At 54.5% G+C, this 12078-nt stretch carries 13 protein-coding genes and 1 riboswitch; of the genes, 2 read left to right on the top strand and 11 right to left on the bottom strand.

What is annotated here, in order from left to right; all coding sequences use genetic code 11:
- Positions 1–152 precede the first annotated feature (152 nt).
- From BXP70_RS04570 to BXP70_RS04560, 3 genes are all read right to left on the bottom strand, one after another.
- Entirely contained in the window at positions 153–1208 is a 1056-nt protein-coding gene (locus tag BXP70_RS04570) for a FecR family protein (RefSeq protein ID WP_086592843.1), read from the bottom strand.
- A gap of 254 nt (positions 1209–1462) precedes the next feature.
- Positions 1463–2059 carry an RNA polymerase sigma-70 factor gene (locus tag BXP70_RS04565; protein WP_179197588.1) on the bottom strand — a complete coding sequence of 199 codons (597 nt, stop codon included), beginning with the start codon at positions 2057–2059 and terminating at the stop codon, positions 1463–1465.
- A 302-nt stretch (positions 2060–2361) separates the two neighbouring features.
- A complete protein-coding gene (locus tag BXP70_RS04560) occupies positions 2362–2679 on the bottom strand; it encodes a YciI family protein (protein WP_179197587.1) in 318 nt (105 codons plus the stop codon).
- A gap of 595 nt (positions 2680–3274) precedes the next feature.
- On the opposite strand from BXP70_RS04560, the gene BXP70_RS29835 reads away from it, so the two are divergent.
- Entirely contained in the window at positions 3275–3430 is a 156-nt protein-coding gene (locus BXP70_RS29835) for a hypothetical protein (RefSeq protein ID WP_179197586.1), read from the top strand.
- 7 nt (positions 3431–3437) lie between these two features.
- On the opposite strand, the gene BXP70_RS04555 is transcribed toward BXP70_RS29835, so the two are convergent.
- From BXP70_RS04555 to BXP70_RS04540, 4 genes are all read right to left on the bottom strand, one after another.
- Positions 3438–3779 (bottom strand): HIRAN domain-containing protein, encoded by a 342-nt coding sequence (locus tag BXP70_RS04555; protein ID WP_086592840.1) that lies wholly within the window; start codon positions 3777–3779, stop codon positions 3438–3440.
- A 103-nt stretch (positions 3780–3882) separates the two neighbouring features.
- Positions 3883–4584 (bottom strand): hypothetical protein, encoded by a 702-nt coding sequence (locus tag BXP70_RS04550; RefSeq protein ID WP_086592839.1) that lies wholly within the window; start codon positions 4582–4584, stop codon positions 3883–3885.
- An 83-nt stretch (positions 4585–4667) separates the two neighbouring features.
- Positions 4668–5903 carry an acyl-CoA dehydrogenase family protein gene (locus tag BXP70_RS04545; RefSeq protein ID WP_245849502.1) on the bottom strand — a complete coding sequence of 412 codons (1236 nt, stop codon included), beginning with the start codon at positions 5901–5903 and terminating at the stop codon, positions 4668–4670.
- A 193-nt stretch (positions 5904–6096) separates the two neighbouring features.
- Entirely contained in the window at positions 6097–8583 is a 2487-nt protein-coding gene (locus BXP70_RS04540) for a TonB-dependent receptor (protein ID WP_086593183.1), read from the bottom strand.
- Between the two features lie 57 nt (positions 8584–8640).
- Positions 8641–8754, bottom strand: a riboswitch (TPP riboswitch).
- 206 nt (positions 8755–8960) lie between these two features.
- Between BXP70_RS04540 and BXP70_RS04535 the strand changes: the two genes are divergently transcribed.
- Complete coding sequence (locus BXP70_RS04535; RefSeq protein WP_086592838.1) at positions 8961–9203, top strand: hypothetical protein; 243 nt, start codon at positions 8961–8963, stop codon at positions 9201–9203.
- 109 nt (positions 9204–9312) lie between these two features.
- Here BXP70_RS04535 and BXP70_RS04530 read toward each other — a convergent pair whose 3' ends face one another.
- The 4 genes from BXP70_RS04530 to pnuC all read right to left on the bottom strand — a co-directional run bounded on the left by BXP70_RS04530 (position 9313) and on the right by pnuC (position 12008).
- Positions 9313–9726 carry a GNAT family N-acetyltransferase gene (locus BXP70_RS04530; protein WP_086592837.1) on the bottom strand — a complete coding sequence of 138 codons (414 nt, stop codon included), beginning with the start codon at positions 9724–9726 and terminating at the stop codon, positions 9313–9315.
- 117 nt (positions 9727–9843) lie between these two features.
- Entirely contained in the window at positions 9844–10719 is an 876-nt protein-coding gene (locus BXP70_RS04525; protein ID WP_086592836.1) for an aldose 1-epimerase family protein, read from the bottom strand.
- Between the two features lie 118 nt (positions 10720–10837).
- Positions 10838–11365: an AAA family ATPase gene (locus BXP70_RS04520; protein WP_086592835.1), complete on the bottom strand. Its 528-nt coding sequence runs from the start codon at positions 11363–11365 to the stop codon at positions 10838–10840.
- 1 nt (position 11366) lies between these two features.
- Positions 11367–12008 carry a nicotinamide riboside transporter PnuC gene (gene pnuC / locus BXP70_RS04515; RefSeq protein ID WP_086592834.1) on the bottom strand — a complete coding sequence of 214 codons (642 nt, stop codon included), beginning with the start codon at positions 12006–12008 and terminating at the stop codon, positions 11367–11369.
- Positions 12009–12078: the final 70 nt, after the last annotated feature.

The following is a 12078-nucleotide window of genomic DNA, read 5'->3' as shown; positions in this document are numbered from 1 at the left end:
CAGGTTTGGGAAGAGCAAAAGGAACCTAGCACGCTCAGTAAAAGCGCGTTATCGTGGTAAGTATGATTGACTTTCTAGCAGAAGCTAGCGTGCCGTTGGGCGGAAGCGGAAGCCGGCGAGGCGCAAAAGCTAGCTACCGCAGGAGAATAGCATTAAGACTTAATGGACTGCTTACAGCCCGTACTCTCAAAGATTATTTGTGCGTCATCTGCTCGTTTATAACTCGCGTTCAATGCTTTGCAAAGAATATCAAGCTGCTCGAACAAGGGTTCATTATCAAAGGCAATGGTGATGGTGCATTCGCGCAGCTTTGCGGGGTCATACACAATGTTGACGCCGTACACCTTTTCCAGCGCCGCTAGCACTTCTGCTACTGGCCGTTTTTTGAAGTCGAGCGGTTGCGAGGTAAGCGCCGCCGGCTTCGCAACTAGCTCTTTATCGAGGTGGTTGCCCTCCGCAGAATACACTACTTGCTGATTGGGCAGAAGCACCACACCCTTGAATGTGGGCTGCGCCGGTGTGGCATCTAGCTGAGCTCCCTGGCGCGGTTGCACAGCTACTTTGCCTTCGCGCACGGCTACTTTCGCTTCTTTGTTGGCGTATGCCGTTACCAAGAAGCTGGTACCTAGCACCGTCGTGACGACTTTATCAGTGTACACCAAGAAGGGCCGCGCGGGATTTTTGGTCACGTTGAAAAAAGCCTGCCCCGTGAGGTACACCTCGCGGCGGGTGCCAGCTAGTCCTTCTTTGTATTGCAGGCGGCTGCCCGGATATAGCAGTACGTGGCTGCCATCTTGCAGCGTGATATCCTGCTCGTATTGCAGCTTATTGATTTGGCGCACCCACTTCACGGAAGCTAGGTCAGCTTTCTGTTGATGGCGCTGGAGCAGCCACCAACCCAGCCCAAGGCTAAGCACCAGCACGGCCGCGGCAGCCCAGCGGCTTGCTTGACCTTGCCAGAAGGAAAGTGGCCGTGCGATAACAGGCATCTCCTCTACAGGCTCAGCAATTTCTTCGTCGGCGGTAAGCTGCATGATGCGCTGCCACATGGCCGTGCGCACTTCCTCGTGCATGCTGCGGTCGAGCACCAGGTTTTCTTCCTGCCCTAGCTGCTCGCTCCATTTCTCCACCAATTGCCGCTCACCCGGCCGACTACGGCCATCGAGGTAGCGCTGGAGCAAGGCTTCAAATTCAGCTTGGGTCATCATACAGGAGACAGAAAGGCTTCTATTGAGGAAGACGCACAACGGCTATCAACCCCTAAGCTCCCGCTAAACTTTTTTCAAGTTTTCTTTTCCAAACCTAGCTTCACAAACACCGAAACATTGATCATCAACACTTTATGCAACAAATAAAATATTTTTAGAAACGCGCTCCTGTCGCTATCATGTTTCGGCCAGCTCAACCTAACAGCCGAAAGTGTGCTTAAGCAGAATCTGAGACGAGCGGATAGCTGTAGCTCTTAACGCACAAACAGAAAGAGCACAGCCATTAGCGTGAAGTCGCGCAGGTACACGCGCAGCAGCTTCAGCGACTTGGTAAGGTGATATTCCACCGCCTTAGGCGACAGATTGAGCCGCAGGGCAATTTCTGCGACTGGAATATGCTCTAGTCGGCTCAAACGGAAAATTTCGCGCGATTGCTCGGGCAAGCGCAGCAACGCCTTGGCAAATGCCTCCGACAGATCGGAGGCAGCTAAGTCGTGCTCGGTTTCTTGGCTGGCTTCCGTCTGAGAGCGGCGACAGTAGTCGGCGTAGGCAGCCCGTACTTGGTGCGCCCGCAAGTACCCAATAACCCGCCGGTTGATAGCAGCTAGCAGATAGTACTCGAGTTGCTGAATGGCCTGCTCGGCGCGCTTGTGCCAGAGCGTAGCAAACAGGTCCTGCACTAGTTCCTCAGCTATTTCGCGCGATTTCAGCTTACGGTACGCTACGGCAAACACGCGGTACCAATACCGCTCATATAGCTCCGCGAAAGCCGTTCGGTCGTTGGTGGCCAGCGCTTGAAGCAAGGCATCGTCGGTCCAGGAAACGTAGGTTCGCAGCGGCAAAGACTTCACTAAACGGCAAAAGTGCGGATTGGTACGAAAGCAGCTTCTAGTAAATATACAAGCGGGCGTTTACAAACTACTACTCAAAACAACCTAGCCTATCGGCTGCTCTTGCTAGCCACAAACGAGTAAGTTTCCTGCTTCTAGTCGATAGTGGTGCTACTACCAACGAGCTGAACCTAGCCACCCCAAAAACAAAACCGCATTAGCTTAGGTGCTAATGCGGTTTTTATCTTTGTACGTGCTACTGGTGTATAGCTGAATTTTATCGAAGGCAGAAGCTAGGCTCGCCACCTTACGATGCGTCTTTTCTAAGCCGCGTTCGGCAGTTGCGTACTCATCGATTGCAATACTATTTGGAATGGCACGCACTGGGCCGTCATGCAGCCGCTGCTGACTAGCGGATCGGCGTTCATTACGGCCTCCGCCATCGCCGAAGATTCTGCTTCGAACAGTACCATACCAAAATTAGCCTGCCCACCGACGCCGGCGAGCTTCAGCAGATGCCCAACTTGCAGGCGCTGTAAGTGCCGAAAATGAGCGGCTAAAATTTCGGCTTCTGCCTGTGCAGCTTCAGGGCAAGAAAGGGTCCCACCCGCGGGTTGGAGCAAATAAGCGAAGAGCGACATAAGAGACTGTAGTAGGTAAAATAATAGAGTTAAAACTAGGGGTTGATCTGGTGTGGACAGAAACACACAATATGCCATCAGCATAAAATATATATTAAATACTATACTTAGTAGCTAGGGTAATATTTTCAACTGTTTTTCGTCTTCAGCTATACACTCAATTGCCCTTTGCTTATCCAATATGAGACCCAGGGGCTCCAATACTTGGAATACGTCTGTGGCTTTTGGCGCCTGGCCTAGCTTCGCGTGGCCGCACGCTCCGCAATAGGGGCGCGGTATTTACAGTTTTAGTTGATATTCTCTCTACCTCACCTTCTCTACTTCTATGACAAAGCTGCTTTCCGTAACCAGCTTGTTTCTTCTTATTTGCGTTGCACCTAGCTACGCTCAGAAAGTACCTACTTCACAATACTTGATGTTAGTACGTGAGCTTGATAGCGAGCCTATCTCAGGGCCCAAACCTTCCTTAACGCTTATCGAACCTAATGGCTCTTTTAAAACGGTAGAGCTGCCGAAGCTCTATAGTGCAAGCGTTTCTAGGCAAGATCTAAACACGGCTCTTAGGCAAGGCAGGGTTGATTCAACGTCTACTGCGATGCGCCGGGCACGCTACCTCCGTAACTACGTTTACCAAGCGGAGGTGAAAAAGCTCAACGAGCTAGGCGCGCAAGGCTGGGTGCTGGTGAATACCTTACAGGAAGGCACCACCGTGCGGTATTTGCTTCGAAAAGATGGCTTGAGCCAACCGTAAGTTGCGGTTACTCTCCCAGCAACAGCACTTCCATCTCCAGGTACAGCCAGTCATCTTCCCAGGCTTTGTGCGTGAGGCGGCCACCCAGCTTAAACCCAGCATCGAGCAGGCGGGCAATGGTTTCGTTGCGGCCCTCAGGTAGGTAGCCTAGCCACATGGCATCGGCATCAGCCGTGTAGACGCGCACGGCCCAGTCGTCGTAGGTGCTGTCGGCTTCGCGGCTCAGGGTTAAGGCTTGGTCTATCTGCAAATTAGGCTCGTAAGGTTTCAAGCCTTCGCGGTGAGAGGTACCGGCAATAAGACATTCAAGCAAAACCAAAGGCGAAGAAGCGGAAGGCGTAGCAGCCATAACAGCGCGTTGAGAAAGCTAGGTTAGAAATCGGTGGCTAATATAGGATTGCTGGGGGAAGTAATGGAAACTAAGCACCGTTAGCTTCTTGCTTACCTAATAACTACACATCCCAATTTCTAAGACGCTTGATGATTATCCACTTATTATTCCTACGCTGAACCACTAAAGTTTCGCTTCCGCCACATGTACCACCGCACATAAAAGTCGTTTCAATAATAGCCGTATTGTAATCGGCAGAGAATAAAGGCAAACTGATACTATTGAAATATTTACTCTTATAACGCGCTTGTAATTTCGGCCAGAAATCCCACGTCCTTTGCTTCTGATCAAGCGCTTGCATTAAAGAAACCAAGGTATCCATTGAGACAAGCACTTTAATTGACAACCTGTTTTTCTGCCAAACGAAAACAGTATCTGTAGCGGCCTGCTGCTTGATAAAAGTAGCATCAGTGGGACTCAAGATCTTCTCGGCGACCAACTTCTGTAACCTACCATCTTGCAGATATGGCTGTGAGTTGCCTTGCTTTTTTGATAAGCTGAATTTCCGATCTAACAAAATTCCGTCTGGTAAGAACTTCTCCTCCGAACCTAAATCATTATCTGTTTTTACAGGGTGATCTGCTATGTAATTTATCAAGGAATATACAGCTGTATCTGGCACTAACACAGCTTGTTGGATTCCCTTGGCTTTATATGTACTTTTTTCATTATTAGTTATCACAAGTAGGCTAGCAAAAAACCCTGATAAAATAAACGCTATGCTCAGGCTCCACTGCCATACTTTATGCTTAGTTATTCTCACGGCAGCGTTTGGCTATTTGGCTATAAGCACAAAAGACGGCCATCCATCTCAGAATGACCGTCTCTTGCGTGTAGAACAATTAACTACTTAAATGCCTGAATTCCCGTAATATCCGCCCCAGTTATCAACAGATGAATATCGTGCGTGCCTTCATAGGTGATTACCGACTCTAGGTTCATCATGTGGCGCATGATGGGATACTCGCCGGTGATGCCCATACCGCCGTGAATCTGACGGGCTTCGCGAGCTATTTCTAGTGCCATGGCTACCGAGTTGCGCTTAGCCATGCTGATTTGCGCAGTGGTGGCTTTGCCTTCATTTTTGAGGGTACCTAGGCGCCAGGCCATCAGTTGGGCCTTTGTGATTTCGGTAATCATTTCGGCTAGCTTGCGCTGCTGAAGCTGATAGCTAGCAATGGGCTTCCCGAACTGTTCCCGCTGCAAGCTGTATTTCAAAGCTGATTCATAGCAGTCGATGGCGGCCCCGATGGCACCCCAGGCAATGCCGTAGCGGGCCGAGTCGAGGCAGGAGAGCGGACCACGCAGGCCTTCTACGTTGGGCAGCACGTTCTCCTTGGGAATGCGCACGTTGTCGAACACCAGCTCACCGGTAATGCTAGCGCGCAGGCTCCACTTGTTGTGGATTTCGGGGGTAGTGAAGCCTTCCATGCCGCGCTCTACGATGACGCCTTTGATGCGACCTTCCTCATTTTTGGCCCATACCACGGCTACTTGGCACTCGGGCGAGTTCGAAATCCAGAGCTTGGCGCCGTTTAGCAGGTAGTAGTCGCCTTTGTCTTCAAGCTTAGTGACCATGCCGCCGGGGTTGGAGCCGTGGTCGGGCTCGGTGAGGCCGAAGCAACCGAGCCACTCGCCGGAAGCTAGCTTGGGCAGAAACTTGCGGCGCTGCTCCTCCGAACCGTATTGGTAGATCGGGAACATCACCAAGGAGCCCTGCACCGAGGCCGTGGAGCGCATGCCGGAGTCGCCGCGCTCGATTTCCTGCATAATCAGGCCGTAGCTGATGTAATCGAGGCCACCCCCGCCGTATTCCGTCGGGATGGTCGGGCCGAAAGCACCCACTTCGCCAAACTTCCGCACAATTTCCGAGGGGAAGTGCGCTTCCTGCGCCCACCGTTCGATGTTGGGCGAAATCTCCTTCTTCACAAAGTCGCGCATGCTTTGCCGAATGAGCTTGTGCTCCTCGGTCAACAGGCCGTCGAGGTCAAAATAATCGGTGAAGCCGGCGGCGTTGGTAGAGCCGCGTTGCGCACTGTGGGCCTTAGCGTTTGGGGAGAGAATATCGGCTTGGGAAGACATAGCAAAGTAGTTAGGGGTGGTTTTCAAAGATAGGAAGTTACCAGACTAGGCAGGAATTAAAACGTCTGTCATCCTGAGCTTGCCCAACGACCTTACCACGTTAGAACGACGTCCTAACAACGGTTCGTTCACGCACAGTGATGTCCTTGGCAAGCTCAGGATGACAGACGGCTTTTACGTTGTTTTCCGAACGCTAAAACTTCACCCCTACCGATGCTAGCACGTTACGAGTTGCTTGTGGAAAATACCAGTTGAAGGTATCGAGGCCGCCGCTGGCACCTAGGTAGCTGTAGGTGTAACCGTTGGCCACGTACTTACGGTTCAACACATTGTTAACCAGCAGGCCTAGCTCAATCTCCTTCACAAACGTGGGATGAATGGCGTAGCGCACCCGGAAATCCATCACCTGATACGGCATGATACGGCGGCCGTAGTTGGCCGAGTTGTCGAGGTACTGGCGGCTGACGGTTTTGTAGAGCAGCGCCACGCGCAGGCCTTTCAGTGGCTGACCTTCCAGCGTGTGCGCCGAAACTACCGAGGGCGAGTACGAAATGGTAGAGGTGCGCGCTTCCGCTACCACGGGGTTGTAGTCGGCATCGTAGGTCACGTCGCGGTAGCCGAGGATGCGATTGCGACTCACCGTGATGGTGCTGCTCAGGCTGATTTTATCATTGGCCGAAGCAGAGCCGGTCAATTCTAAACCAGTACGGTAGCTGCGCGCCACGTTGGTGCGCAAGGCCGTGCCTACGTCATTGAGTTGGCCTGTGGCTACTAGCTGGTTGCGATAGTGCATGTAGAAGTAATTAGCTTCTAAGCGTAAGGCAGTACGCGGACCGAGCAAATTCGCATTGGGCATATTCAGGCGGTAGCCACCTTCGAAGTCGTTTAGCCGCTCGGCTTTGGCTGTTTGGTCGCCAGCGGGGCGGTCGGTGAAGTCGGCGCGGACGGGCTCGCGCTGGCCCACGGCGAAGCTAGCATAGAGCTGCTGGCCTTCGGCTAATGCGTAGGTCGCGCCGGCTTTGGGGTTGAAGAAGGTGTAACGGGCGCGGGTAGTCACGTCGTTCTGGTCATCTTCGATGCCGTTGATGTTGTAGGTGATGTGGCGCACTTGCACGTCGCCGTACACGCCTAGCTTGGGCAGCACCTGCCATGTGGCGCGAGCATAGGCGTTGTAGTCGGTTTTGGTGGCGTCATTGAAGTAGTAACGGTGTCGGATGTTGCCATTGGAAGCGTACTGCGCCCAAATGACTTCGCCGTAGTGGTCGTTGTCGAAGCGGTTCCAGGCGCCGCCGATGGTAGCTTGGAGCTTGTCGTTGTCGCGGGGTTGGTAGTTCAGGGCGAAGGTGCCACCGTAGAAGTAGTTATCGAGCCACTTGCGGTCCACGAGGTTCGTGCGCGTGATGGTGTCGCCACCAATGATAACATTGGCTAGGTTGTAGTCTGAAAAGCGCCGATTAGCCCGGTAGTTTTCGTAGTAGCCGAAGCCCCGCGTGAGGTGTAGCGCCGCCCCGATGTTCCAATCCTGACCTAGGCCTTGCGAAAGGTGGAGTTGGTAGTGGTTTTGCTGATAGTTATCGGTTTGGTTGTCGTAGGTGTAGTAGCTGTAGCGCCGGCCTTCTTGCAGCACCCGCGCTGCGTCGGCTTCGCTTAGCTCTCCGTTGTCGATGTAGTTCTGCAACAGCGCCCGGTTGCCAGTAATGGCCGGCTCGGGTACGCCGTTCCAGGCCTGGTAGGTTTTTTCGCGGCCCGAAAAGGTGATGAACTTCAGCAACGTATTCTTAGCCTGATACCCCGCCGAGAAGTAGTACGATTTCAGATCCGACGAACCCCGGTTCATATAGCCATCCGACGCCACGCGCGACAAGCGGCCGTCGACCATGAAGTGCCCGCCCAGCAGCCCGGTCCCGAACTGCACGTTGTTGCGCCAGGTGTTGAAAGAGCCGTAGGTGTTCTGGGTTTCGGCGTAGGCTTCGCGGCGTACGTCGAGCGTCGAGATGTTGATGCTAGCTCCGAAGGCTGCGCCCCCGTTCTGGCTGGTGCCCACGCCGCGCTGCACTTGTAGGCTGTTGATGGAAGAAGCTAGGTCGGGTAGGTTCACGAGGAAGGAGCCGTGCGACTCGGCATCGTTCAGCGGCACCCCGTTGATAGTCATGTTGATGCCCGTGTTGCTCGTGCCCCGGATGCGGATATCGGTGTAGCCCACGCCCGCGCCGGCGTCGGAGTTCACCACCACCGAGGGCGTTTGGTCGAGCAGATAGGGCAAGTCTTGGCCGAAGTTGCGCTGCGCTAGATCTTGCTTGCTGAGGTTAGTGTAGGCCGTAGCCGTGCGCTCATTAGCGCGCGAGGCCGTTACGAGGGCTTCGCCCGTGAGCACGCCGCTGGGCTGTAGACCTAGGGTAAGTTGCTGGGCAGCCGGCTGCCCTTCAACGCGCCGGACTAGTGCTTGATATCCAATAAACGTGATTCGCAGTTCGTGCGAGCCAGCTGGTACGCTTGGCAACGAGAAGACGCCATTCGCGTCGGCAGCACTTGAGGCGGGGGCCCCATCCAACAAAATAGTAGCACCGGGCAACACAACTCTCGTGCGAGCGTCCACCACGGAGCCCGATACGGGTCCTTGCGCCCAACTCGAAAGCGGCAGCGCCAAGAGCGCCACGCCTGAAAGGAAAAAGTTTTTCAAGAAGAACTTGGTAAGAAAGAACGAACCTAGCGCTAGGGGTCGGCGCAGCAGGCAAATACGTTCGCGGATCGTTTGTTCCCTTCGCCGGCATTACCCGGATCAGGTTCAATGGGTATGATCTCAGCCCGGCTGGTTTTGCGCGCAAAATGCCAGGCACCCCTAAACTTATAGTTACCTACAAAGCTAGACCACGCTACTACTAGTTCCAAACTGCGCGGGTGGGTTCTTTACTTTGGTCTGAAAATCATCTACCTTAGGTAGGCAAATGGCGGAAGGAGATTTTGATCGCAATCGAAAACAACTCTGCTCTTTCTCCCGTTATCTTTCTACTGTCCGCGAGACCCTTCCTCTACCGATTCGTCTTTATTCCACCTGCCATGATCAGCTTAATTTACACGCTCGTGGTACTTGCCATCTTGGCCTACTTCATGGTAGTTCCGCGCCGTCGGTTCCAACGCCCACCCTCGCCCGATAATGACGATGATGGGGGCGAACCACTTGACGGCGGCCTACCCGACCTAGACCTGCCACCCGGCATCAGCCGCCCCATCAACGACTGGGAGCCCGACTACAATCGGCGTCCCAAAACCCCGCATCCCAGCGCACCGCTGCTGTCGTAGCTGCGCTCAACGGGTAACCATATTCAACGGCCCTTCTCCCTACTGCGGCTGCCGGTTCGAGCTGGCAACTACAGTAGAGAGAAGGGCCGCCAATTTTCGGGCACAGAACCTAGGTCAGCACTTTCTGCATACGCACGTAGGCAATAGAACCTTTGTAGAACTCAGGGCCTGCGGGCTCCATCCCAAACTTGTAGTACAAGCCTGTAGCTTCTTGCCGCGCATCGCAGGCAATGGTGCGGGCCCCGCGTTGCCGGGCTTCCTCCATCACGTGCGTGAGCAGGCGTGTGCCAATGCCCTGGCGCTGGGAGCCAGGGGCGACGGCGAACTTGCGGAAGCGTGCCGCCTCACCGTTCACAAACAAGGAAATAACGCCCAGCAACTGCTCTTCGTGAAAGGCACCGAAGTGCATACCTAGGTCGTCATCGTCTATCTTGACGTAATCCAGCGGCTTGTTGGGCCACAACACCGAATGGCGCAGTGGGTACGTAGCAGCAGGTTGGATGGCGCGAATGGTAATGAGCATAAAGAAAGTAACGACAGTAACGCGCCCCAGCCTGTTCGTCGCGGCGCGGTCTATTTACCGATAAGTTTAATCGGGGCACGCAAATAGCGCAGATGCCAAGCGCAGCACAAGCCGCTCTTACTGCACAGTTATCGTGTATTCGGCCGCGAAGCTTTGGCCAGAAGCGAGGGTCAGAATGCCTTCTTTATCGGCTAACTCGCCCGAATCGCCCACGGAACTGGCAATGCCCTGCCACGGCTCAATGCAGACGAAAGCCGCACCGGGGCCTTTGGTCCAGAGACCTAGGTACGGGAAGCCATCGAAGCGCACACTAACAGCACGCTCCGAGCGGTGACTCCGCAAAGCGAGCTGCGAAAAGTCAAACTTCTTCAGCACTAGCGCATCTTGGGCAAATAACTCGTACGTGAGCGGCAATTCTGTCGCTCCTGCCAGTACCGGTTCGGTTTGGCCGTTGAGCAAGCCTCCTTCTAGCAAGTACCGCTCGAAAGTCTCAGGTGCGTCGAAGCTGAAGTAATAGTCTTCGAACTGCTCGCCGGGCAGCAAGGGGCAGCGGAACGCTGGGTGCGCGCCGATGCTAAACAACAGCTCTTCACCGGCGGGATTTTGCACTTCCCAGCGCACCGTGAGCGTAGTAGCCTGCAATCGATACGAAATGCGCAGCACGAAATCGAACGGATACACGGCACGGCTCTGCTCATCGGCGCGTAGCTCGAAGGTGAGTGTATCGGCGCTTTGCTGAACCAGAATAAACTCCCGGTCGCGGGCAAAGCCGTGCTGGGAGAGCTTATAAGTCTGGCCATGATGCTGATACGTATCCTGCGGCAAACGCCCTACGATGGGAAACAGCACCGGCGCGTGCCGCGCCCACACGGCCGGGTCGGCCTGCCACATGTATTCGAGGTTGTCGAGGTCTTTGCGGATAAAGCTGCTAAGCTCGGCGCCGTGGGCTTGCACACCCACGCGGCATTGGTTGTTTTCGAGAGAGTAGGTCATGCGGTGAAGGTAATAAGGTAGCGCGAACCGTAGGAAGGCATTAGCCAAGCTCCCCCGTCGTGCATCGTTGAACTATTGCGTTTGCAGGTTGGCTTAGCCGTTCAACGATACGCGAAGCTTAGGCTTCGCGCTGCATTGCCAGCAACTTATCTACCAGTGTGCACGCCTGCACCAGCCGCTGTTCGCCGGTTCCGCCGACTTCGGCAAACGGAATACCTAGCTTCCGTAGCTCTTGCTGATACACCTTGTAGAAATAGTCACGCATGTGCGGATGTTCTCGCAAGGGGTCCGGCTCCCAGGGCAGGTCGATGTTGAGTAGCAGTGTCAGGTCGTGGCGCTGCTGGGCTAGCTGTTGCAAAATCCACGCGGGGCAACTTCCGAAGGCATGCTCCGCCCAGATTTTTATTACCAGTAAGTCGGTGTCAACAAAAACAACGCGTTGAGCGTGGGCTACAGCCACTTCTTCGGCGGCCAGTTGTCCGCGGGCAATTTCTTCTAGGTCGGCTAGGGTATAAGCTGGGCCATGGGCATCTAGGTACACCCTAGCATACTCGGGCGCCCAAGCAGTGCCGTAGTGCTCGGCGAGCTGTCGGCTCAACGTTGATTTCCCCGTCGACTCGGGGCCGGTAATGGCAACGCGTACCATCTTATAAAACGGTTAGGGGCTCAGCAGCTATTTGGTCTGCTTTGGCTTTCGCCTCGGCACGCCGCCATTCTAGGTAGCCATAGGTGGCTAGCACTAAGTACACGGCATACAAGCCGCTTGTGGGGTAGAGCTCTTTGTGCCACAAAATCGGTACGTACAAGGCGTCGACCAAAATCCAGAGCCACCAGTTTTCCAGGCGCTTACGCATCATCAGGTACTGTGCGGCTAGGCTGATGGCCGTGGTTAGGCTGTCGAGGTGTGGGAGTGAATCGTCGGTGTAGTGCTGAAGGTAGTAGCCGAAGCCGAGCGTGAAGAGCAACACGCCTAGTAGCAGCAGCCCCCACTCCAAGCGCCGCGTGCGCGACACTTTCAGCTCGGTGTTGCGGGCGCCGCCATACAGCCATTGGTACCAGCCGTATAGACTCATCAGAATAAATAGCACCTGCAAATTGCGGTCGGCGTACAGCCGCGCCCCGTGGTAAACCACCACATAAAGGCCGCAGCTAACAATGGCCACCGGAAAATTCCACAACGACTCGCGCGCGGCTAGCCACACACAGGCTATGCCCGTGAGCACGGCCACCCACTCAAGCGGCGTGCTGCCGGCAGCGGCAACCCAAAAATCATAAAGCGACTGAAGCACAGGCGAAGAGTAAGCGCGTACAGGGAAAAGTCAAAGCTAACGCGCCGTGGTTTATTTTTGCAGCTAGCTT

Source organism: Hymenobacter crusticola, from assembly GCF_002154225.1.
GTDB classification, from domain to species: domain Bacteria; phylum Bacteroidota; class Bacteroidia; order Cytophagales; family Hymenobacteraceae; genus Hymenobacter; species Hymenobacter crusticola.
Note: the sequence above shows the minus strand (reverse complement) of the source record. Positions and strands in the feature narration are given on the sequence as shown.